Source organism: Anaerosporobacter sp. (genome assembly GCF_965301125.1).
Genome location: NZ_CBDLAM010000017.1, coordinates 11642 through 35934, shown reverse-complemented (window position 1 = coordinate 35934; position 24293 = coordinate 11642). Strand labels below are relative to the sequence as shown.

21 protein-coding genes and 1 pseudogene are annotated in these 24293 nt (G+C 32.2%); 1 reads left to right on the top strand and 21 read right to left on the bottom strand.

What is annotated here, in order from left to right:
• The 21 genes and pseudogenes from ACW2QF_RS03325 to ACW2QF_RS03225 all read right to left on the bottom strand — a co-directional run.
• A partial coding sequence (locus ACW2QF_RS03325; protein WP_455714576.1) for a CDP-glycerol glycerophosphotransferase family protein occupies positions 1-1040 on the bottom strand: 1040 nt, incomplete at its 3' end.
• A gap of 90 nt (positions 1041-1130) precedes the next feature.
• Positions 1131-2633, bottom strand: a complete 1503-nt coding sequence (locus ACW2QF_RS03320) for an N-acetylneuraminate synthase family protein (RefSeq protein WP_455714575.1) — start codon at positions 2631-2633, stop codon at positions 1131-1133.
• Positions 2634-2682: 49 nt separating this feature from the next.
• Complete coding sequence (locus ACW2QF_RS03315; protein WP_455714574.1) at positions 2683-3699, bottom strand: acylneuraminate cytidylyltransferase family protein; 1017 nt, start codon at positions 3697-3699, stop codon at positions 2683-2685.
• A 69-nt stretch (positions 3700-3768) separates the two neighbouring features.
• Positions 3769-5442, bottom strand: coding sequence for a motility associated factor glycosyltransferase family protein (locus ACW2QF_RS03310; protein WP_455714573.1), 1674 nt, complete (start codon positions 5440-5442; stop codon positions 3769-3771).
• A gap of 20 nt (positions 5443-5462) precedes the next feature.
• The gene (locus ACW2QF_RS03305; RefSeq protein ID WP_455714572.1) at positions 5463-7301 is read right to left on the bottom strand and encodes a motility associated factor glycosyltransferase family protein; all 1839 of its coding nucleotides are present in this window, start codon (positions 7299-7301) and stop codon (positions 5463-5465) included.
• Between the two features lie 93 nt (positions 7302-7394).
• Entirely contained in the window at positions 7395-7706 is a 312-nt protein-coding gene (locus tag ACW2QF_RS03300; RefSeq protein ID WP_455714571.1) for a hypothetical protein, read from the bottom strand.
• Between the two features lie 115 nt (positions 7707-7821).
• Entirely contained in the window at positions 7822-8637 is an 816-nt protein-coding gene (locus ACW2QF_RS03295) for a flagellin N-terminal helical domain-containing protein (RefSeq protein WP_455714570.1), read from the bottom strand.
• Between the two features lie 176 nt (positions 8638-8813).
• Positions 8814-9296, bottom strand: coding sequence for a flagellar protein FliT (locus ACW2QF_RS03290; RefSeq protein WP_455714569.1), 483 nt, complete (start codon positions 9294-9296; stop codon positions 8814-8816).
• A gap of 53 nt (positions 9297-9349) precedes the next feature.
• Positions 9350-9742: a flagellar export chaperone FliS gene (fliS, locus tag ACW2QF_RS03285; RefSeq protein ID WP_455714568.1), complete on the bottom strand. Its 393-nt coding sequence runs from the start codon at positions 9740-9742 to the stop codon at positions 9350-9352.
• Between the two features lie 140 nt (positions 9743-9882).
• Positions 9883-12219 carry a flagellar filament capping protein FliD gene (gene fliD, locus ACW2QF_RS03280; RefSeq protein ID WP_455714567.1) on the bottom strand — a complete coding sequence of 779 codons (2337 nt, stop codon included), beginning with the start codon at positions 12217-12219 and terminating at the stop codon, positions 9883-9885.
• Between the two features lie 14 nt (positions 12220-12233).
• Positions 12234-12638 (bottom strand): flagellar protein FlaG, encoded by a 405-nt coding sequence (locus ACW2QF_RS03275; protein WP_455714566.1) that lies wholly within the window; start codon positions 12636-12638, stop codon positions 12234-12236.
• 114 nt (positions 12639-12752) lie between these two features.
• A complete protein-coding gene (gene csrA, locus ACW2QF_RS03270) occupies positions 12753-12974 on the bottom strand; it encodes a carbon storage regulator CsrA (RefSeq protein WP_455714565.1) in 222 nt (73 codons plus the stop codon).
• Positions 12975-13439: a flagellar assembly protein FliW gene (gene fliW, locus ACW2QF_RS03265; RefSeq protein ID WP_455714564.1), complete on the bottom strand. Its 465-nt coding sequence runs from the start codon at positions 13437-13439 to the stop codon at positions 12975-12977.
• Between the two features lie 82 nt (positions 13440-13521).
• On the bottom strand, positions 13522-15087 hold the full coding sequence (locus tag ACW2QF_RS03260) for a flagellin N-terminal helical domain-containing protein (RefSeq protein ID WP_455714563.1): 1566 nt from the start codon (positions 15085-15087) through the stop codon (positions 13522-13524).
• A 24-nt stretch (positions 15088-15111) separates the two neighbouring features.
• Positions 15112-16935, bottom strand: a pseudogene (locus ACW2QF_RS03255) (flagellar hook-associated protein FlgK); the annotation flags it as partial.
• Positions 16936-16954: 19 nt separating this feature from the next.
• A complete protein-coding gene (flgK, locus tag ACW2QF_RS03250; protein ID WP_455714562.1) occupies positions 16955-18724 on the bottom strand; it encodes a flagellar hook-associated protein FlgK in 1770 nt (589 codons plus the stop codon).
• A 20-nt stretch (positions 18725-18744) separates the two neighbouring features.
• The gene (locus tag ACW2QF_RS03245; protein ID WP_455714561.1) at positions 18745-19257 is read right to left on the bottom strand and encodes a flagellar protein FlgN; all 513 of its coding nucleotides are present in this window, start codon (positions 19255-19257) and stop codon (positions 18745-18747) included.
• A gap of 34 nt (positions 19258-19291) precedes the next feature.
• A complete protein-coding gene (flgM, locus tag ACW2QF_RS03240; RefSeq protein ID WP_455714560.1) occupies positions 19292-19570 on the bottom strand; it encodes a flagellar biosynthesis anti-sigma factor FlgM in 279 nt (92 codons plus the stop codon).
• A gap of 284 nt (positions 19571-19854) precedes the next feature.
• Positions 19855-21120 carry a diaminopimelate decarboxylase gene (locus tag ACW2QF_RS03235; protein ID WP_455714559.1) on the bottom strand — a complete coding sequence of 422 codons (1266 nt, stop codon included), beginning with the start codon at positions 21118-21120 and terminating at the stop codon, positions 19855-19857.
• An 88-nt stretch (positions 21121-21208) separates the two neighbouring features.
• Entirely contained in the window at positions 21209-21847 is a 639-nt protein-coding gene (locus ACW2QF_RS03230) for a TrmB family transcriptional regulator (protein ID WP_455714558.1), read from the bottom strand.
• A 134-nt stretch (positions 21848-21981) separates the two neighbouring features.
• The gene (locus ACW2QF_RS03225) at positions 21982-23151 is read right to left on the bottom strand and encodes an FprA family A-type flavoprotein (protein WP_455714557.1); all 1170 of its coding nucleotides are present in this window, start codon (positions 23149-23151) and stop codon (positions 21982-21984) included.
• Positions 23152-23661: 510 nt separating this feature from the next.
• Here ACW2QF_RS03225 and ACW2QF_RS03220 point away from each other — a divergent pair.
• A partial coding sequence (locus tag ACW2QF_RS03220) for a hypothetical protein (protein ID WP_455714556.1) occupies positions 23662-24293 on the top strand: 632 nt, incomplete at its 3' end.

Here is a 24293-nt window from a genome sequence, read left to right as displayed (position 1 = left end):
CCTGGTGTAAATTTATCATAATCAAAATATAATTCACGTGTATTAGATAAATATTCTTGCATATCATAATTAAAAAATATTATAGGTCTATCTAATAATAAATAGTCAAAATATATGGATGAATAGTCGGTAATTAAAGCATCTGCTAGATGTAATAATATATACGGATCTATGCTAGGATTAATAATTTGAATATTTTCTCCACTCAGTTTGCAAAAATCTTTATATATCTTTGATTTGGGATGTAATTTTACACATAATAATATATTATTGCTTTTCAAATATTCCTTCAAATCATCTTCTTTTATTATTTCAAAAAACAGCTCTTCGCTATCACGAAATGTCGGCATATAAAGAAGAATCGTTTTGCACTTAGAAATTTGTATTAATTCAAGTGATTTTCTTTCTTCTGGAAGTAAAACATTATCTATTAGTTTACTACACAAAACATCATTTCTAGGATATCCTGATACTAATACATGGTTCGTATTAAACGCTGATTTAAATATCTTGGTTAAGTATTCTGATGTAGTTAATACATAATGTGAAGGTTTTTCATCAGACATTCTTCGAGGAAAATTCTTTATCTTAAGCCACTTATTATCAGGATGTCTCACCTTATCAAAGGTATTATCCATTTGTATTTTTTTCAAAGGAATCCCGTGCCACATATTTACTTTTACAGCTCCACCTGAAAGCCAAAAATTTATATCCTTTGAATAATTATCATATAAGTATACCTTCGCACGTAAAGCATACCATATTCCATTTAATGATTTAAAATAATATGCTGTATATCCATTTGCATTTAATAAATCTACTACATCTTTATTTTTACTGATCCATATTGCTTTTACCTTATCACTTTGAAATTGATGAAGATATAAATAAAAATATCGTGGGTTGTCTGCAAATCGCTTGCCAAACGTACTTCCTAGTACCCATATCTTTTTATCTCGTGGCATAAGAAAAGAAAGCATATAGATTGGAATTAAAAAAAGTTGTCCCCAATATTTGAAATGCTCTGAAATTTTCTTCATTTTACCTCCACTCATTAAATACTCTTTGCTAAAAACTTATATCTACCATAACTTTTATTTACAACGAGTAAGTTTAACCTATCACCAAATCTACCATTTTTTCAAGAATGTTTTTCTCTCAATTGGATCCAACTTACTGATTCTAGGATCCTCATAATAAGAGTCACTTTTTATATGAGTTGTGGAAACTTCTTCGAATATTGCTCCCTTTGTTGAAGTAAAGGAATGCTTCACACCACGTAAAACAGTTTGAATATCTCCCGGCTTCATATGTCTTTCTTTACCTTCGATATTAACTAGTAAATCACCGTATAGTAACTGGAATGTCTCTTCTTTCACTTTATGTGCATGTACTGGGTGTTTTTGCCCTGGTAATACAATTAACAATTTTTTGCAATACTCTCTATTGATAATACTTATGATAATTGCACCTATTTGTCTAAAATGTTGCATTCCAAAATGGTGTGATAGTTCCACCTCAAAATCATCTCCTAATGCAATCCCTGCCTCATAAAGCATACCTTTTGCGTCATGAATAACACTTCTAACCTGAGAGATTTCTGTTATTTTCTTCTTCTCACGGACTTCTTCGTTTACTTCGTAGTCTTTACTAGCAATAACACCATCATAAAATTCACCGCTGTTCATCTGTTTGTCATGGCAAGGCATTGCAAAAAATACATCTTCTCCATGAATCTCTTGACCCGCTTTGATAGGTTTATTCACATATACGCCACGCATTAATGAATTCAAAGAATCAATCTCTTCCTGACTAACATATTTATCATTTTCTTTCTTAGTTGTACACATCATTTTAGCATTTAAAGCTGCCTGTACCCAGCGTTCCGCTTGTTCTGGATTCATGGAATAAGCATTAAGAGTAATGGTATCTGTTGGTAAACCAACATGTCTTTCTAAGATTCTTGCTCCCTTACCTACTGCTAACATTGGTACTGTATTATCATCTGGATTCTCATGTCCAGAATATCCAATCGTTACTTCTGGATAACGACGACTCATACGGTCAATAAAATCTAACTGTAATCTTTCCATTGGTGCTGGATATTCTGCTACACAGTGTAAGAATGCGAATTCACAGCCTTTATGTGTGAAGAAATTATATAATTTATCAATATCAGAAAGAGTCTTTCCACCAGTTGAGATAATAATTGGCTTTTGTGTTTTTGCAACTTCTGTAAGAAGTGGCCAGTCAAGAGCGCTACAACTAGCAACTTTAATAATATCAATACCTTGGTCCATACACCAGCCCACACTGTCCTCATCGAAAGGAGTAGACATTGTAATCATGCCTTCCTCACGGATAGCCTCAACTAATTGTGAGAATTGTTCATATGTAAGACGTGTACTCATAAATCTTGGTATATGATTTACATCTTTTCTATCTTTATATTCAGGATGAATAAATGTATCCAAATTTCTATATTGTAATTTTACTGCCGCCTTAATATTATGTTTACGCGCGATCTTACCCATAGCATGGATAATATCAATACCATGCTCTACACTTCCCTGATGACTATTAGCCATCTCAAATATAAATAAATCGTCAAATATATGCTTTTGCTTTTCCATAATATCTTCTCCTCTCGTTCATTAAAAATTTAAAATATCATCAGATACATTATTTAATGAGTAACATTTCTAACAGTACATTCATATCTATAAATTTATCATCAATATAATAATCGGCATTTGGCTTACCAAAATGAAGTTCATGATACTTTACTCCCCATTTTGACAATTGACTTTTTGTAACTTCAGACCAATCTGTTCCAGTTACATATCCTCTTGCTGTAAATAAGATGATTTCATTTCCCATGTCATATAGTTTATTCACTACCTCAATCATAGCTGAATTTGCTTCTGATAGATTATAATTATTATTAGGCTCTAATTTTGCAATTACTCCATCAATATCGAATACAAAACGTTTCCCTCCATTTGTTATTCTAAGTTGATCCTTAGCACGTTGGAATTCTTTCTCTGTATCAATATCATAGTTATCTTTCATTTCATAACCTAATATCGTTTTACCAGACATAGAATGTTGTTCTAATATAACATTCCCTCGTACAACATCAATACATGCATTTTGATAATAGGCTGTAGGTAATCCTTGACGAGGCATATTATAACATTCTGGTATATCTGTCACAATAGGGAGAATCATTCCATCCTCACCTTTTTTCCACATCTTATATGGAATTTCTGATGCCAATGCCATACTTCGAACAGAGTCTGCCTGTAGATTCTGCTGTAAAAGCATAATCATATTATCAATGTCTTTTGGGTTTCTTATTGGATATGTAGGACGTAATTGTACTACAATATCAGCCTCATAGCCTTCAATTTCTTTCAGATAAGTAAGACAATGATAAAATACATCAATATCAAGAGATGTATCCTGCGCAATCTCCGATGGACGGATAAAAGGCGTTTCTGCACCATAATCTCTTGCAATCTTTGCATACTCTTCACTATCTGTACTAACAATAACTCGATTAATCAATTTCGATTGCAATGCATGCTCAATGGAATATGCTAGCATTGGCTTATCATTAATTAATCGTATATTTTTATGTGGTACACTTTTTGATCCAGCTCTTGCTGGTATTACCGCAAGTATATTCACTTTCATTCCTCCTTTGTCACCCTACTGTATTTTATATACATCAATTTTATATAAATCAACTTAATTTATATAACACTATACTACGTCTTCTAACTTCATTATGCAGGTACCATTAATAAATACCCCACCTTCTGTAGCATCGATAAATTCAATATTAGAATCTGCTGTATCAATTCTTTCTTCAATCCATCTACGATACATATCAAGATGTTTATTTGTCTTGATATAATTCCCATCAATATCCTTTACAGTTTTTAAACCATCATCGTCATCAACAAGATGTCTTCTTGATGTTCCCTCTGCATGTACTAAGTTATCTGGATAAGCTAAATCAAGTCCAACAAATATGACTCTTTTTGCTCCAAGTGATATAGCTACATCTAAAGCAACTGTAGATACACTGCCTCCCGTTTGATACAAATGATAGCCCATTTCCTTAGCAAACTCCTCTGCCATTGTAAATCCATCTTGACAAACTAAATATTTTTTCCCCTTGTATAACTTTGCAAATTCTTTATACGCAGTAGAAAGAATTAACATTGGTACAGTTTCCTGTTGCACTCCATCAATTTGACGGATTATTCTCGCATTACCATCAGATACAATTACGTAATCTGGACGGATACCTGCAGCCATTAATTTTCTATATACAGTACTTGTTGCCAAGATAATTCCATTCTCGCCTACTTTTCTTAGTTGTTGATAATTCTTATCTAAAGAAGGACCCGCTGCTATAATATATATATACTTGTCCTTCCAGATTGAATTTAACTCGTCTACACTAGCATCATAATTCTTGATATTAGAACGGAAATTTCCCTTCATTATTCCTTTTTGATTCTTTATTGACTGATAATGTAGTAAATACTCTTCTATTCGATCACGGATTTGTTGCTCTTCTATTAATCTTTGTGAAGGAGCATGTATAACAAATTCTGTATCTTCATCCAACTTGGAAAGTGTATCAGATAGTTTTTTGAATTTAGGATCATAATGAATACGCACTTGACCGCTTGCTAAGCATCTTCCTAACACACCATATACCGTAGCCATTTGTAAAATAGCAAGATTCGATTCATAAACATCTAGCTGTATATAACTATCCTGCTCACACAATTGGCATATATGATATCCTAACCCTAAACCATAGACAATATACTTATGTTTTTCTTCTGTATACCAACTATCTGCAAGTACACTAGCTTCTTGCTGAGGATTATTGTTACTATGAAGATAAAATTCCTTTCCATCACAGAAACACTTTACTGTAGATAATCCACTTGATGTAAATTCACATTGAAACCCTATGTTACCCTTATATTCCTTTTGTACTTCCTTATATAATTCTTCATCATTATTACGGATAATTTGAAGATTTTCTTCTTCATTAATATTAGGTGGAATAAAATCTAAATCTGTCATAATCCATTCCTGCAGTTTGCTAATAAATGGACGCAAACGCATTTCTAATAAATCTGATACCAAAATATAATCCCTATCTTCCTGAGCCTGTAATATTTCAGGCAAGATATTCATTAATGATTCCTTGCTGTAATCCAATTCATAATTAGATAGTTTCACTATAGTTTGATCATACAATAATAGTACTTTTTCAAGATTATTAATTATTAAATTAAATTTCCGAAGACCTCTATCATAATTTTGTTTTCTAAAGTACCCTACAACATTATCAATCAGTTCCATTAATAATGAATTAACTACTAATATTTCACTCAGCTTTTTTAGCACTTCTAATCCTCCTGCAAAATCTACTCTTCAGCTAATGCTACTATATCATTCAATTTATTTACTAAAATTTCTATTGCCTCTTTCATAGCCTGATATACTTTCTTTGACTTTAGATAAACGTGTTCTCTATTTTTCTGTCGATCTTTAAAACGTACAAACAAGTCCTTATATTCATTCATAGTTGTAACATAAGTGTATTTTTCTAGCAGAGAATTTATATCTTTATTACTTATAAGTCCGTTAATTTCCGATAATCTTTTACTATTCCTTATCATACTATTGGATTCAATTACATTATTAACGTTTTCTTTAAGTAATTTTTCAATAAGTAATAATGCCTCATCAACATACTTATCTACTTCTTTAAATTCGTTTTTTAAATTATCTACTATCTCCACAGCAAGTCTTTTGTCTAACACTTTCTCATAAACAGTAGTATCGTTTATCTTAAATATGCTCATATCTATTTGACTTATACAATACTTATTGATAGCATCATCTAGTGTGGTAATTTCTGTTCCTTCTATTTTAGCTCCACCTTCTGTGGCATTTACTACCTTACCTTCGAATCTTTTAACTCTTTCATTATACCAACATAAGTATGTATACCAATCAAATCTTGTCTTTAATAAACTTCCATCATTTCCTTCAACCAGTTCTATATATTCCCTGGAGATGTTATCCTGTCTACGTTCACCCATAGCATGAGAAGAATTACCGTCAAACGCCAAATCTTGACCTACTAATATAATAGTCTTAGCACCCATATATGCAGCAATTTCAAATGCTGCTGTTGCGACAGAACCCGCACCTGCAATGCTCATTTTTTTGGTATCTATTCCTTTAAATTTTTTCAAATTTAAATTATCTTCAAAGAAAATCTTTTTTGCTTTATTCATATTCAGAACATTAGGATTAGACGCAGTACTGGCAATCATCGGAGTTTCTATAGCAATGGAATTTTGGAAATGGGTAACGGATTTTTTAACATCTAAAGTCACGATAAAATCAGGTTGTATTGCATGTTTCTCCAAGTATTTTACAGATGAATCTACTGCTAATATTAACGCTTTTCCTTTTGCTTTTCTTATCATTGATACATTTTTACTTAATGACGGACCAGAAGCTACAATTATTACAGGTATATCATTGGGTAATATTCCCTTGTACTCCTCTATAAAATCCCCTTCTAGTGTAGGAATAATATTTTCGATCTCAGCATCAGCCCATTTTTCCCCATGAAAAACCGCAGTATTAGAATCAACAATTGATGAAATATAAACATTCTGATACACACTAAAAAACCAAGACATTTTTTCTCTATATAAATCACTGTAATACGGTATTGAAACTATAGTAAATTGGCCAAACATAATGCTGAATTGATGTCTGCTTAATACTTTTTCTAAATCCATATAATTAATTTGATCTACAACAAGAAATACATTAGGGTTTCCAATAATATCAGTAATATCATAATACTTTAATGTATTCATAAACATTCCATAATTAGGTTCATATACGACAACACATTCTGTTTCTCTAATAACCTTTAATAACTCACGCACAAAATAGCCATTCCCTAAACCAAACACGAAAAATGTTCTTTGTGTACAATTACTATTTAAAATCGAGTATTGATCAGCCCAACAACTAGCTTCATTGCTTGGATTATAAAGACTATTCAATCTTATTAAGTTATCTTTCGTTTGAATTGACGTAATCAACTCTCTATTTAGTGCTTCAGAAATAATGAAATCATCTGAGGCATTGTTTTCAAAATTAACATACTCCATATTGGAATATAGATATAAAGCATCTTTTTCTAATGCTTCTAAATTCTTTTCATAAGTATCCATAAAGTTTTCACCTTTCAGTTAATAAATAGAATATTACAAAGTAAAACGTCACTCACATTCTATTTTGTAATATTCTATTTACCATCCTATTTTCTATAACCCACTGTTTATATCCTTTAATAAATCTACTATTTCAAATTGCATAATATCTGCAAAGAGCACAGTATCTTGACTCTCAAGCGCTTGTAAAGCTGATTCAAGCATTTTATTAATTATATTAATATCAATTTCAATTTCATTAGTATTCCTTAAATACGTTAATTCTTCCATTACATTCATTAAAGATCCTAATACATCATTAAGTACTTGATAACCGGCATCACGATTTTGTTGATAAAAATAAATGTTCATCTGTTCCGTACAACTTATACAGTTTATTAAATTATTCTTTATATTTCTTTTCATGTCCTGCTCCTATTTTTACGAACTAAGATACGTATTCAGTAATGTTGAATTTCTATTATAAATAAACAAAAGAGGCTGGCAAAATGCCAACCCCCTTTCACTAAGAACGCCAAGATTAACCAATAATAGATAATACACCTTGTGTAGATTGGTTAGCTTGAGCAAGCATTGATTGAGCTGCTTGTTGAAGAATGTTGTTCTTAGAGTATTTAACCATTTCATCTGCCATGTTAACGTCACGGATACGTGATTCAGCTGATTGTAAGTTCTCAGCAGTGTTATCAGCATTAGCAATTGTGTGCTCTAATCTGTTTTGAACAGCACCAAGATCTGATCTGAAATCTGAAACTGATTTTAAAGCTGCATCAAGTGTATCAAGGTAAGCAGTTGCTTTACCATAAGAAGATACATTACTAGCTGCTGAAGCAATCTTTAAAGCTGTAGCAGTCATTACTTTCATGCTAACATCAATTTTTTGACCATTGTTAGCACCAACTTGGAAATTGAAAGATGCTGTTGTATTAAGAAGCTTCTTAGTATTGAATTCAGTTTCATTAGCGATACGAGAAACTTCTGTAGTTAATTGTGTTAACTCTTTTGAGATAGCATCTCTATCTTCAGAAGCGTTAGTATCGTTAGCTGCTTGAACTGTTAACTCTCTCATTCTTTGGATAATTGAGTGAGTTTCATTTAAAGCACCTTCAGCTGTTTGGATTAATGAGATACCATCTTGAGCGTTTGTAGAGCCTTGCTCTAAACCTCTGATTTGTCCTCTCATCTTTTCAGAGATAGAAAGACCAGCAGCGTCATCTCCTGCACGGTTGATTCTATAACCTGAAGATAATTTTTCAGCTGATTTTGATAAATTTGTAGTAGTGATTCCTAATTGTCTGCTAGTGTTAGCAGCTGTCATATTATGTTGTACTATCATATTGTTTTCCTCCTTGAATTTCCAGCAGCATCCATGCTGCTTATAAATTTTAATTTATAGAAAAAAGCGATAATTAGTTTAAGCCGTACGCTCCCAAAGTAATTATTGCTAATTTCCTTTACACTTTATTTATCGACCTAATTACTACAAAACTTAACATTAAAAACTAAAAAAATTTATTTTTTTTTGTCAAGAAAATACGATTGACCTTGATGTTGATTCGCCATATTTTGATAATATCTAGAAGCACCTGCATTATTCATCTTAAACGCACGTATTTCTTTCTTTTTATTAGCACTATATTGTTCAAAACGTGCTTTATTTCGTAGCTCACTTGTTTGAAGTACTACACCTAAATCCGTTAATTCTTTTATCAATCCTTGCATCTGCTTAATCTCTACTTGATACTGGTCTCTATGTATCTGAATCTCTTCCTTTACTCGCTCAAATAACTTTTCGAATCCTGTATCAAGCAAATTCAATTGCTCTATCCACTTTTGCTTTTCATCAATCAAATCACCAAATCGATCAAGATCTACTTCTTCTTCTCTAAGTACAAGCTCTTGATCTTGTGTACATTCAATAATTTTTTCTAAAACTTCTTTTTTTCTATTTAATGATTGAATCATCACCTGAATATATGTTGAATTATTATCCAAATTAGCACCTCTTATACTTTTCAATTAAACTTATAAGTAACCGTGGTATTTATTTATTTTACTTGTTGTCTCACTTGTTGTTTACTTTGCTTCATAACTTCTTGCCATATTTCTCGCATTTCTTTAAAGTCAACTAATACAGCTTCTAGAATTTCCTTATCCTTTTTAATATTAGCTTCAATAAGTTTGCGATACATATAATCATAAACAATGTCAAAGTCTTTTGCCACTGGATATTTATGGTCTAAAGTAGAACGGAACTCCATAATAACATTTTCAGCTTTAATAATATTATCATTTGCCCCTTGTATATCGTTCTTTTCTATTGCAATAATTGCTTTATTAACAAATTTGATGCCTGCATCATATAACATAAGTGTTAGCTCTCCTTTTGATGCAGTCTGTACTTTATTATTCTGATAAGCAGCAGCATAATTAAATGCCATAATAACTTCCTCCTTAATTTGGTGTACTTATCAAGAAAGGTTACCAATTCTAAACACTGTAGAACTCGGTAACCTTATCCAATTGATACACCAGTATAAAAACTGTTCTAGTACTATAAGTGTATCTACATTATAACAAATTAATTAGTACCTAACAAGCCTGATAACGAACTGGTTTGAGATTGCAATTTAGATAACGCTGTTTCCATTGCTGTGAATTGCTTATAGTAAGCATTTTCTTTGTCTTTTAATTTATCTTCCATTGTTGCAATGTCTTTTTTATATTGAGTAAGTTGCTTATCTATTTGCTTATCATTATAGAATGTTAATGCACTACTTAACGATGTCTTACTCATCTTATCCATTAAGGAATCATGCAAATTATCTACAATTTTAGACATAACCTTTGCTACCAAATCTGGATCTTCTTCGATTGCTTTCATTAACTTATCATCTTTATCAGAATAAGTAGCGTCATCTTGATCACCATAGATATGTAGCAATCCTTTTTCTGTATAATCTTTTGAGGTCATGATACCAAAGCTTGATAAAGAGTATTTCTTACCATCAACTTCAACAGTAGAGGACATAGCTTGTTTCATAACAGTTGATATACCACCAAGCGTTGTATCTCTTCTAAGAGATGCATCTTTAATTTTATTTTCCCACAGCTCAATCTGCTCATCTGTCATAGCTTCTTTTTCTTCATCTGTTAGAGGATCATATCCTCTTGCAGAATCTGCGTAATATAAGGTGTTCATTTCTTTTAAAACTGAATTATATTCTGTTATGAAATTTTTCACCATATCATACATGCCCTGAGTATCTTTTGTTACTGTAACTGAGGTTGATTTATAATTTCCATCACTATCTTTTGCCGAGATACTAATAGCTTCAAAAGTCAATCCATTAACATTTATAGAATTGGATGAACTTGTTAGTTCTGCACCGTTGTACTCTACAATACAATCCGCTGCCGCTACTGTAACCGCAGATGACCCAAGTCCTAATTTATCTAATGCTGCCGTATTAGTTGTAGCTGCCTCACCACTAACGAAAGTATTCATATTAGTTAAAGTATCTGTAAGAGCGCTTGCACTATTTGTTGCCGTCAAAGCATTACATTCATCTTTAACAGATTGAGTATTCATCTCTGTTTCTACATTTTTATTTAGTAATTTTTTCATCGATGTAGATGCTAATGCTTTTTCTACTTCTGTTTGCATGAACTCTTCCATCATATCAGGTAATTCAATACTTACAGCATTATCAACAGTATCATTATATTTTTGCATTAATTCATTATATGCATCTGTTCCTTCACTAAAATCTAATTCAGTTCCAGCTGCTTCATTCATTTCTGCCTTTAATTCATTCAAATACTTATCTTGGATTAAAGCAGTTTTTTCTGCTACTGCATCATCATATTTAGGTAAATTAACTGTATATTCCGTACCATCTATAGTAGTTGTATATACACCAGAGTTTCCATTAATTGCATCTTTGATTGAATCGGATAACTGTGCACTTAATTCCTCTGTAACTCTATTTTTTACAGTCGTATTAGCATCCGTTTGAGCCTTTGCTTCTACTGCATTCTTAATAGTAGTAGCTGCTGCTAAAATATTTTTCTTTGCTTGCTTTACTTCATCAGAGTCAGAAGAAGCGTCAATATCACTTTCTGTTATAGGCGTACTACTAAATACACTATTCATAAATGTCTGTCTATCAGAAACGCTACCTAACTTTGACATATTTGATTCAATTGTACTAAACGCAGAAGAGACAGCGGATTTATCTGAGTCATTTACATTATTCAAAACATTTGCTTTTGATGTATATTGGCCTGTGGAACCATATGTCTTCATCTCGATTGAAAATTCCTGATCTGCACCACTTTTAGCAGATGATAAAAATAATCTTTTTTGCTTTTCATCGTAACTAGCATTTAATCCTACACTATTGCATGCCTTCAAGTAATCATTTAATGAAGTAGATGAGGTAACTTCTAATTCCTTAGTACCACCAGCAGCGGTAATTGTAATTCTTGTACCTTCTTCCATTCCCAAATCTGTTAGTTTTGTACTAGTTTTTATAGTATTTCCATTGATATCTTTACCATCACCATTCGTTCCTAATTTAGAACCAGTAACATACTGAGAACTTGCCAATTGTTTAATTGCAATTGCATGCGTTCCTTGCGTAGCATTCTTATCAGCTGTAACTTTAACAACTGATTCATCCGCAGATGAAACCTTTTTCGTATTATAGTTAGAAGTTAGACGTAATTTTGAAGTCTGTTCTTGATACAACTTATATAACTTTGTATTAAGATCTTTCCATTTATCTTGCTTCCACTCTAATACAGTCTTCTTGTTTTCAATTTTAGTTAATTTGGTACGATGCGCTTCCATCATGGCTTCTACTATAGATTCAGTATCCAAACCAGATGTCAATCCTGTCAATCTAATTCCCATAGATTATCGCCTCCTTATAGTTTTTCATCAACAATTAAGCCCGCAATCTCCCACAATTTTTCAATCATTTTTATTTTCTTCTCTGGTGGAATTTCTTTTATTACCTTATCAGTATCTTTATCAATTAACTTAATTGATACACGATTTGACTCTTCATGATAAGTAAATTCACATCTAGTTAGTGGATTAGATTGTTTTAGTCTATTATTTGCCATACTGATAGTATCATTAAGTTTCTTATCTAATTGTTCCTCTGTTAGTTGTTGGTTCTCAGTTGTTGTACTGACTGCTTGTGCATTTTGTCCATCGCTATTTTCAGTTGTTTGAACACTCACACTTTCTACTTCTACTGGCTCAGAAATTATGCTTGAAGCATTATTTACTCCCTGAGAACCTGTTATTATTCCGTTAATTTCCATACCATACACCTCCGTGTGCATTTTAATGCTACTAATTAATTAAAAATAATCTTTATAAAATCTATCGGCATTTAATCTCTAAATGTTTAGCCTTAAGAAAAAATTGTACTTGATTTAGTCAAAAAGTTTAGATAAATCTTCAACACCAGTTACGCTCTTTGCTGCTTCTTTATTAGATTCCTGAATCTGAAGATAAATTTCTTTCCGGTAAATTGGTACGCTCTTAGGAGCAGCGATTCCAAGCTTTACCTGGTCACCTTTTATTTCTAATATGGTAACCTCAATATCGTTGTTAATAACAATGGATTCTCCTACTTTACGAGATAGGGCTAGCATCTATTCAACCCCCTTAATTTTTTTTCGTTCTTTCATGTTTTCGTATACATTATATTTAACTACATAATCTGCATTTTCTACGATAATCTGGCAGCCTTTTCTTGTATCTCCATTAATAATAATTGGCGCCTTAAGATTTGCAGTTGTTTTCTTGATATCGCTAGGTACTGTTAATGCTAAGAACACAATTAAATTATCGTCTGTTAATTCCCCTAGTGGTTTTAGTACTTCATCTTCTACCGTAGGATTGTAATCTTCCTTTACGATACCTGGTGTAACGATTGGCAAAGCCAAACTTGGTTCTTCCACACTTTGTAACCATGAAATCTTAGATTTCTCATCCTCGATATTATATAAAATTGTAAATCTTTTGTATTGTTCAAATCCCATGAGACCACTTTCAAAGGTTATAATTTTATTCTCATCAAGATTAATTTCTCCAAAACATCTTGTATTTATTAGCATTTTAACGCTCCTTTCAAATAAAGAGTGGCCAAAGTCTATTCTTTTAACCACTCTTACATTTCTTTTACTTATATTCAATAACTTAGATAAAATCTAATAATGTATTTGAAACAGCTTTTGATGCAGCAGATAATGAACAATTGTAAACCATCTGAGCCATTGTTAAGTTGATATAGGTTTCTGCAATATCAACATCTTCATTAGAAGATAACAAATCTGTAAAGTCTGTCTTTTGGTTTTCCAAACGTGATTCTGTCAATTCAACACGACTATAACGACTTCCTAAATCAGCAATTGCAATATTTAATTTTTCCTGCTGTTCTTGCGTGCTTGTAATTGCAGATGAAAAGCCTTTTTGTAAGGCACTATTTTTTAGTACTAGTTCTGTATTTAACTGCTCAAGCAATTTATCTAATGCTTCATTTGTTTCGTCTGAATTATTTCCGTCCTCTCGAAGCTTTTTAGCTTCTTCAATCTTCTTCTCTGTTGCAGTTACATCATCAGCTAATGATTTCAAACCGTCTATAACTCGTCCGATATCATGGGAAAAAGCATCTTTTGCTTGCACGTTAACAGCAATATTTTGTCCAAAATTAATTTCGTATTCTATCTTTTGATCTTCTACTTCGTATACTACATCCGTTTGGTAATTCCCATTTGCATCAGTCATACGATTTCCATTATCATCTAGTTTATAAGTTGAACAATTAAAGAAATTCTCTGGTCGCAAATCACCTTCTGAGAACTGTAATTTATCATAATTTACAGAAATATCAGATGAGTTTTTTAGAGTATTATATACATTCTTTCCCAAAATAACTTCCCCTGTATCAGCAAGGAAATGTACTTCATCATCACCAACTTCATATGCACCTTCATCTGTTGAATTCATAATCTTATTTGGATTCGGATTCGGTGCATTTGCATCTCCATCTGCAAAACCTTTAATTGTTTCTTTGGTTCCATCTGCTTTCGTATAGCTTAGCTGACAAGATATCTCATCTGCTTCTCCTAGTGAACCATAACCTAATTGTAAGCGGTATGCATCAATTGTTGTTGGTGCATCGGCATATGCACCAGCTGTTATATTTGTGGTATCAGTAGGAACGCTATAGGAACCTATTACTTTTGTAATACTCTCTAAGTCAGTACTGTCAAAATCTTGTGTAATATTATACTTCTGTCTATCTAGTTCATCAGCTGAACTGTAAGTTAAGCTTTGATCTGTCTTATATCCAGTAAATACATATCTACCAACATAGTTTGAATTACCTTCTTGATAAATCTGTGTTTTTAATTCTAAAAAGCTATGAATAAAACTATAGCGATCTTCAACTGTTAAATCATCATTCGAACCGTCTACACAATACGTATTCATATCTGTTAACAACTGATTCACGTTTTTTAAGGCACTTTCCGATACGTCCATCCAAGCCAAAGCATCTGGAATATTTTTATCTGCATACTGATTTAATTGAACTAAGTTGGTTCTTAACTTCAATGCTCTGACAGCAACAATAGGGTCATCAGATGGTCTTTGAATTTTCTTACCAGTTGAATACTGTTCATCGTATTTATTTAGATTATATTTATTCTTATTGATGTTACTCATCATGTTGTTGGTTAACATTTGGTTTGTTATTCGCATTTGTTATTCACCTCCAGCTAGTTATATGCCTGTTCCGTTAATTAATTTATCGTAAATTTCATTCATAATTTGTATCACTTTAGCAGACAGGTTATATGCATTCTGATATTTAACTAGGTTCATCGCTTCTTCATCAATATCAACGCCAGACTCTGATAATCTTTGGTTTGTTATTGAGTTCATAATACTCTCTTGACTTTTTGCAAATGTTTCATACTTTGAAGCATCTACCCCAATTTCAGCAACTAAAGTATCATAAAATTGTGCTGGTGTACCTGCCTTGAATAGACTTTTATCATTTTCTATTGTTAATAATTTGTTTAAATTATCTTTATTCTCAACACCCTGTGTGATGTCTCCAGTAGATGCAGCAAATTTCTTAGGGTCACTTGAGATTTCAGATGTAATTGTCATATTGAATGCAGTTAATTTATAGTAAGATACTCCTATAGTTCCATCTGCCGCTACCGCTGAACCGTCTGAGCTAAACGAAGTGAACTCTTCAAGCATATCCTTCGCACCTTTTTCACTCGTCCAGTTGAAGTAATCTAAACCTGACTCACCATTCAGATCTGTTCCTTGATTATGAATCTTATTAAATACAGAAGCAAATGTACGTGAAAACTCATTTAATTTAGCCATGTAATAAGGAATACCTTTGTAATTAACGCTTTCACCAATTTCACCACGTATATCGTCTGTATCTTTGATATCATTAGCTAATGGCTCATCTAGATTGAAATTATATTCGTAACTTCCATCTGCAAGAACATTTACAGTAAAACCTGTATATTTATAATCCTTACCGGCTATTGTAATATTTCCTTCCGCTGGGATATTCAACTTAGTAATATCATCACAGTTTGTTTTTGTTAATGTTAATGTCGTTACTCCATTAACTGTATTCGTTGTAACTTTACCACCAAGATTCTCTGCATTATTACCGTCTCTAACTTGGAACAACGCAGCTAATTCTCCTTTTAAATTAGCGTTATTTAAAGAGAACTCTTGTCCATCTTCCCAAGTAACATCATATAAACCATCAAGGTCTGTTTCATTTACTTTTTCTGTTCTTGGTACTACTACTAATTGTTTACTCACGGCTGTATCAACTAATAATTGACCATTAATTCTAACTTCATAAGTAACTGTTCCTGGGTCCATCGGATCACTTTTTGTTACTTTCTCTTCCGTTGTAACATTTACTATCTTAGATAACTCGTCCACAAGATTCTCTCTTGCATCTCTTAAATCATTAGCAGTAACTCCTGACACTTCTAACGCATTAATTTGTTTTGTAACATTAGCAATTTGTTCACCTAATGAGTTAACACGATCAATTAGATTTTTAATTTGAAGTTTGCATCTTCCTGAACTGTTAGCATACTTGTGTACATATAATTCATATATTCACTTAACGAAGCAGCATTATTCGCTACAGTAGTACGAACATCCAAACTAGATGGATCGTTATTCAAGGTATTCAAAGACTTAAAAAAATCATTATATGAATCAGTAAAACCACCATCATTTACTTCATTAAAATAGTTTTGAATCTGTGACATGTATTCATTCTTTGTTGTATACTCCCCATAAAGAGCTGCACTGTTACGATACTTCACATCGTAGTAAGCATTTCTTTGTTGAATAATATCAACAATATCAACACCTGTACCCGCCATACCATATGAGCTGTATACACGCATTGCCTCACCAGCAGACGTTACAACAGTTTGTCTCGAATAACCTGTGGTTTCTGCATTCGCTATATTATGTGAAGTAGTATTAATTGAAGCCTGGTATGCATAGAGACCAGATAAACCTATATTTAAGCCAAAAAAAGTTGATGCCATTTAACTTTCCTCCTCTATAATCTTGTAACCAGATGCTCAAGCATAGAATCTATAACATTAAAATATCTCGCAGATGCATTATAAGCATGTTGATATTTAATCAAATTGGATAACTCTTCATCTGAAGAAATACCCATTATATTTTGTCTTGCTGTAGCTATATTATTAACCATAGTTTGCTGGTTTTCTGAGCTTGAATTGTACATCTCACCCTTCGTTGCAAGGTCTCCCCATATAGCTGTATAGTATTCGTTGAACGTATTAACCTTTAATACATTCGGATTAAGCGCTGTAAATGGTTGATTCCAGATTTCTGACAATGCTTTTGCTACTCCATTATATGCATAATCACCTGTACCACCACTTTCGCTTAGTGGAATTTTTGAATAATCTGCTAGTACTTCTTTATTAATTTCAATTTCACCTAATGTATATAAAGAATATTTATCATTCGGGTCTTCTTCATTGTATGCATATGTTTTAATTGCATCAGGATCGTTTTCATCACAAACAACATATACGGTATCCCCATTAGCATCTTGCTGAGCCTTAACATATATCGGATTATCATAATCATATCTGCTAGTACTCTTACGAGAGAATAATTCCGTTCCTTGTGTTTTGTTATCATCCATCCCCATTGGTGCATCTGGAGAAAGAACCTTAATGGTAGAACCATCCGCCTGTGTTATCTCAACATTAGGACATAAAATATCATTCACGGATGTAACAATACCATGAATTAGTGTGTCAAGTTGAGATTGTATGGTACGAATAGTTGAGCTTTCAACTTCAAGATTATATTTATCAATAGCAGCTTGGTAGTCAGCATTGTTTGCATAATCTTCTTTTTGAGGAATATCTGTATAGTTCGCTGAACTATTTCCTCTTGCCCAGATAAGACTTTTTAATGAACCAATATTCGTTCCTGATTCATAACTTGGTTCCTTAGACATATTAAATACGTCTATCTGAATATGATCCCAAACAGGCTTCACCATATCTGTTCCGTCTTCTACTCGTACAGTAGACATGGTATAAGAAGTTGTACCTGTTACAAGCTGAACATTCTCCGCCATAATTGTAACAGTACCATCGTATTCCTCTGTTGCTTTAACATCAATTAACTTACTCAATTGATCTATGTATAGATTTCTCTTATCGCGTAAGTCATTAGCTCTTTCTAATCCACCTGATTCAATTCTAGAAATTTGTTCATTTAATTGTGCAATCTTTTTACCCAAATCATTGATTTCGCTTACTTGATCAGTGATTTGCTGATTCATATTAACTTGGTATTCTTCTAATTGACTATAAATCGTTTCTGCTCGTTGAATAAATGCTTCTGCATTTTTTGCAAGGGATGCACGAGCCACCTTATCATCTGGTGATTTCACTAGTTCTTGAATATTATTCCAAAGTTTTTGAATTGATTCTTGAAATGGAGAACTTTCTAATTCCCCCATGATATCTTCTACTTCTAATATTGTTTGCTTTTGAGCATCATAATAGCTCAATCTTCCAGATTCTGTACGATATTGATTGTCGTAGAATTCATCTCTAACTTGACGAACAACTTGTGTTGCAGCACCAAGTCCTGTTTGCATGCTACTATATGCCGATTGACCAATCTTGTTATAGTGGAAATCCTGGATTATTACTTGTTGTCTAACAGCTCCTTCTGTATCAACATTGACCAAATTGTGTGCTGTGGTATTAATTGCATTCTGACTTACTGTAAAACCTGATACAGCAGTCCATAAGCTTGTCATAATATTTCCCACGGTCTATCACCATCCTTTATCTATTGTTTCGCGTCAAATATACCTGTTTCAGTTAAAACGTTGTTAGCTTGTCCAGCTGATTTTGTATAGTTATTCCCCGGTGACATCCGTGTACTTTGAATAAAGTTCATATTAAACTCTATAATTTCAAGGGATTGTTCTATCAACGATTTGTTGTGATCATTGAACTCCATTAATTCATTAATGGTTCTTTTAAGATTTGTATGAATATCCGAAAGTCTCTCTTGTTCTTCTGGTTGTTTCTCTAATAACTGAATGATATCTTGTATCTTTAATGTTTTCGCATCCTTGCCAAGAACAATACCAACATTTGCGATAATTTCTTCTCTTTTCTTATCAAGCGCCATGACTTTTTCTACAAATACTTGCTCTTTATCTGTAATTTCTTGTAAAGCTAAGAGGTCATTGTTCGCTATTATATCTGATTTTTCTTTCGCAATCGGTATCATCTTTTTATAAACATCATTTTCTTGATGCAAAGTAGTAATCAATTCTTCTATTAAACTAGCCACGTTAAACCTCTCTTTTCATTTATTTGATAAACATCTATACTAATGTATTAAAATAGTTATCTAGTAACTTATCAGCTACCTCATTCATGCTAATATCGTACGTACCAGTAGCTAATCTTTTTTTGATTTCTTCAACTTTTTCCATTCTTACTTCCTCAGCGCCTGCAACAGCTTGCTTTGCAGTCTGATAATCTTTACCTGCTTGAGAAATCTCTAATTGATCAGATTTTCCTGTTTTCTTTGCACTTTCAACAGAACTTATTTTGTTTGTTTGATATAACTGACTTACTTTATTATAAGCATCTATTCGCATAACTTCACCACCTTAATTTTATACTGACAACTCCCAATTATATTTATTTACACTTTAGATATCGGATTTTTTTCAATTATCATTATAGGTAAACTAAAACTTTTTATGCATTAACTCTTTTTGACTATGGTAAATTCGCCCTATTTCTTTAAAACAAGGTATAAAAAGAACTAAAAGCAATGAAATGCAACGTAAAAAAAACACCACCATGAAGGTGTGTGCCTACGACGAATATAAAATGTTCGTCATAGGCATTCAACTTCTTGGAAGTGTTTTTTTGATTCCTAATATTTCATGTCCTTCAATACATCACAAAAATCAAATGTAGCGAAATAATCTTCTGGTTTTTCTGCACGACGGATTAACTGTGTTGATCCATCTTCCTTTAATAATACTTCTGCGGATTTTAGTTTACCATTGTAATTGTAGCCCATAGCATATCCATGTGCTCCTGTATCATGTATCACTAGTAAATCACCGATATCTACCTTTGGTAACATACGATCAACGGCAAATTTATCATTGTTTTCACATAAAGACCCTGTAACATCATACATATGATCACTTGGTAAGTTTTCCTTACCCATAACAGTAATATGGTGATAAGCTCCATACATTGCTGGTCTCATAAGATTTACCGCACTAGCATCAAGTCCGATATATTCTTTATGTGTATGTTTTTCATGGATTGCTGTAGTTACTAAACAACCATAAGGTCCTAACATAAATCTTCCTAATTCCGTATAGATTGCGATATCGCCCATCCCTGCTGGAACAAGAACTTCTTCGAATACTTTACGTACACCTTCACCGATCGCTTTAATATCATTTCCTTCTTGGTCTGGTTTATAAGGGATACCTACTCCACCTGATAAGTTAATGAATTTGATATCAGCACCTGTCTTTTCTTTTAATTCAACTGCTAACTCAAATAAGATTTTTGCAAGTGTAGGATAATATTCGTTGGTTACTGTATTACTTGCAAGGAAAGAGTGGATTCCGAAATTCTTAACACCAAGTTCTTTTAATCTCTTAAATCCTTCAAACATCTGCTCTTTCGTAAAACCATATTTGGCATCTCCTGGATTATCCATAATACTAGTACTGATTTTGAATACACCACCTGGATTAAAACGACAACAAATTGTCTCTGGAATTCCAGCAGCTTTTTCTAAGAAATCAATATGCGTAATATCATCTAGATTAATGATTGCATTCACTTCTCTTGCTTTCACAAATTCTTCTGCTGGAGTTGCATTAGATGAAAACATAATCTCATCTCCACTAAATCCCAGCGCTTCTGATAACATAAGTTCTGTCATGGAAGAACAATCGGTTCCACAACCTTCTTCTTGTAATATCTTCACTATGAATGGATTTGGAGTTGCCTTTACCGCAAAATATTCTTTAAATCCTTTGTTCCATGAGAATGCTTCTTTTAATCTTCTAGCATTTTCACGAATTCCTTTTTCATCATATAGATGAAATGGTGTAGGATACTCTTTTACAATTTCCTGTAACTGCTCATTAGTAACAAATGTTTTCTTCATAATATATGTCTCTCCTTTTTCTTTGGATTAAAATTTTCTTACGTTATTTAGATAATAATATAATTTCATTCTGTAGCATCTCTTTAAATTAGGATACTAAGTTATAATTCATAGAATATAAGCATGTCGTATCCGACGGAGATGTAATCTCTCCTGTTAAAACTTTCTTCGAATCAACAATCAAACGTATTCTTTGATCTTTCTTGTCTGTAATATATAAGATTGCATCCTCATATGGAACTTTTTTATCAGTAATTATGACAAGCTTAATATGACGACTTTGTAATACCAAAAGTTGCTCATGTAAGCATGAAATCAAGGAACTTGATACGGATAGATACACTCTTTCTTTAGCCTCTATAATCATAGTTTTTAGTTTATCCATCACATTCTTCTCGCCTTGAATTGTTATATATCCACTGTTCTCAACTTTCTCAATAGGTAATGACTTCATTAATTTGCGTTTAGAATCTTCAAGATTCCTTAGTTTATTGTTACAGAATTCTTCTACACTTACTGGCGTATATTTCGTTACTGATCCCTCAATAATATATGCAGCACCCTTCTCAACTAATCCTGCAAGGCCATTATACGTATTTGATCTTGAAATAGTCGTTTTCTTGGCTGCTTCATATCCTGTTAACTCACCTTCTGTAAGTAACGTCATGTATAAGGTTGCTTCTTGTCTAGTCAGACCAAACAAAATAAGCTGTTCAATAACTTCCATTCAATCTGCTCCATTTCTTTTAGTATTACTTTATAGGAACACTATACATCGAACAAAAAAGAATGTCAATCTTATTATGATTGACATTCTTCTAAATAAGCCCTATTGATAAATCTTATCATTTATAGTCCAAATTAAAGTTCAATAGCAGCAATTTCATCTTCGATTTCTCGTAATTGTTCTTTTGTAGGAACATAATTAATCTTGATTGCATCTTTGATAATTTCAACATTGATTGCTTCAAGCTCTTTTTGAAGTGTTGATAAACTTTGAGGTCCCCATCCATAAGAACCAAAAGCAAAACCTTTCTTTCCTTTTGGAGCTAATCCCTTCATATATGTAAGGAAAGCACCTACTGTAGGTAAAATATTAGCATTCAATACAGAAGTTCCTACAACTAGATATTCTGCTTTTAATACTTGTGTCGCAATATCTGAGATATGATTTTCTTTTAAATCAAATAAGAGACATTCAACTCCTGCTCTCTTGAAGCCTTCAACAATAGAAAACGCCATCTTTTCTGTTGATTTCCACATAGAATCATATACAACAAGGGCTCTCTTTTCATTTTCTCCATTACAAAAATAACTGTATTTATCAATTACTTCTTTCACATATTTTCTAAAGATAACACCATGACTTGACGCAATCATATCAATATCAAGTGATTTTACAATATCAATAGCTTGACTTGCCTGTCTACCATAAGGCATTAGTATGTTCGCATAATACTTTTCCATCTCTTGCATTACTATAGCCATATCTACTTCATCATCAAAATGCTTTGAAGAAGCATAATGTTGTCCAAATGCATCATTTGAGAAAAGAATCTTCTCTTCTTTACAATAAGTAACCATATTATCTGGCCAATGTAACATTGGTGTTGCCACAAATGTTAAAGATCTCTTTCCTAGTGATAATGTTTCTCCAGCTTGAACAGCTTGATACTTATAATCTTTTCCATAATGCGCTTGTAGTCCTTTAAGTCCACTCTGTGCAGACGTAATAATTGTTGCATTCTTTGCAACTTCCATAACAGCCGGAATAGCACCTGAATGATCCATCTCAACATGATTTGATACAAGATAATCAATCTTTGCAGGGTCAATAATTTCTGATATACGGTTAAGTAATTCCTCCGAAAAAGGTGCTTTAACAGTATCTACTAGTGTAATTTTTTCATCAATAATTAAGTACGCGTTATAAGTTGCTCCTCTATTTGTTGTATATCCATGAAAAGATCTAACGTTCCAATCAACAGCACCGACATAATAAATATCATCTCTTAATTTAACAATTTCCATTACAACATCTCCTTCTATATTTAGGATAATAATAATTGTTATCATTATATGTCTTTTTATTACTAATGTCAATTAGTAATACCTATGTATGATTAATATTTCCATTTTATGTATGAAGCTTTTATTCATATTTAAGTATAAATATACATATTGATTTGCATAAAAAATCGACTTAAGTCTTCTAATAAAGCACTTTAGTCTTATATTTCCCTATCTTTGGTTACTCTTAACTGCATATTTACTCCATTAATCATACTAATGAAAATAATTATCAAATATATATGATTCTTTGTAGTAACTATTTGCACTTTTTCTACGTTTTTATTAGTATTAATAGTAACTATTTATCAAGATTTTATTTTTTATATACAACAATCGCAGTGAATATTCATTAATAATTGTATAATATAGCAATAGATTTATTTTTAGACTGCATTATATAATAATATGATCAAATGTAAATAAATAGTTTTTTTCACATTATATAACCAATACATAAGGAGCGAGCACATGAAACGAGACAAAAGCATATCCAAGAAAATTAGCCCCAGCACTTTAAAAGACGCATTACCCTTAAGCAAAGTTATAAACAACTCTTTCCGTCTAACAAGAACTATATTATGTATAATCTGTGCAGTATCTATCCTCAGTACAGTTTTCTTAACTAGCGAAATTATTAATTTCAAAAACGGTCCTTATCAATTAGAACAAACCGTTTCTAAGGCACAGTATCTTATGAAGGAAATTGAAAGCAACGTATATCATGAAATCGTACAGCTAACCGCTTCCCGTCTAAAAAATGATACGAATGATACTGTAACGATAGTGAATGAACTAAATTCTGAATTACAAAATCTCTATTCACTTGTTAAGAAGGAAAACTTCACAGATACTGCTACTCTTAAGGAATTACAAAATAAAATTGATGAATCCAATCCATATCGAATTCAAATTTATGACTTTGTATCTAACCATCGTATGACCAACGCAAATGATATACTCGTTAATAACTATCTACCTTTAGTTGAAGAAATCAATGTATTGTTAGACACTATCGCAACTGATTCCAATACATATGCTAATATGCAAATTACTAAATGTATCATTTATTCTCTAGTAATATATGTATTCATTATATTAAT

Excerpts from the sequence above, each read along its gene's own strand:
- ACW2QF_RS03320 (WP_455714575.1), bottom strand. The coding sequence starts at position 2,633 with ATGGAAAAGCAAAAGCATATATTTGACGATTTATTTATATTTGAGATG.
- ACW2QF_RS03315 (WP_455714574.1), bottom strand. The coding sequence starts at position 3,699 with ATGAAAGTGAATATACTTGCGGTAATACCAGCAAGAGCTGGATCAAAA.
- ACW2QF_RS03305 (WP_455714572.1), bottom strand. The coding sequence starts at position 7,301 with ATGGATACTTATGAAAAGAATTTAGAAGCATTAGAAAAAGATGCTTTA.
- ACW2QF_RS03300 (WP_455714571.1), bottom strand. The coding sequence starts at position 7,706 with ATGAAAAGAAATATAAAGAATAATTTAATAAACTGTATAAGTTGTACG.
- ACW2QF_RS03295 (WP_455714570.1), bottom strand. The coding sequence starts at position 8,637 with ATGATAGTACAACATAATATGACAGCTGCTAACACTAGCAGACAATTA.
- fliS (WP_455714568.1), bottom strand. The coding sequence starts at position 9,742 with ATGGCATTTAATTATGCTGCTGCTTATCAGAATAATAAAGTACAGACT.
- fliD (WP_455714567.1), bottom strand. The coding sequence starts at position 12,219 with ATGGGAATTAGATTGACAGGATTGACATCTGGTTTGGATACTGAATCT.
- ACW2QF_RS03275 (WP_455714566.1), bottom strand. The coding sequence starts at position 12,638 with ATGGAAATTAACGGAATAATAACAGGTTCTCAGGGAGTAAATAATGCT.
- csrA (WP_455714565.1), bottom strand. The coding sequence starts at position 12,974 with ATGCTAGCCCTATCTCGTAAAGTAGGAGAATCCATTGTTATTAACAAC.
- fliW (WP_455714564.1), bottom strand. The coding sequence starts at position 13,439 with ATGCTAATAAATACAAGATGTTTTGGAGAAATTAATCTTGATGAGAAT.
- ACW2QF_RS03260 (WP_455714563.1), bottom strand. The coding sequence starts at position 15,087 with ATGCGAATAACAAACCAAATGTTAACCAACAACATGATGAGTAACATC.
- flgM (WP_455714560.1), bottom strand. The coding sequence starts at position 19,570 with ATGCGAATAGATGCTTATAATAAAGTAAGTCAGTTATATCAAACAAAC.
- ACW2QF_RS03235 (WP_455714559.1), bottom strand. The coding sequence starts at position 21,120 with ATGAAGAAAACATTTGTTACTAATGAGCAGTTACAGGAAATTGTAAAA.
- ACW2QF_RS03230 (WP_455714558.1), bottom strand. The coding sequence starts at position 21,847 with ATGGAAGTTATTGAACAGCTTATTTTGTTTGGTCTGACTAGACAAGAA.
- ACW2QF_RS03225 (WP_455714557.1), bottom strand. The coding sequence starts at position 23,151 with ATGGAAATTGTTAAATTAAGAGATGATATTTATTATGTCGGTGCTGTT.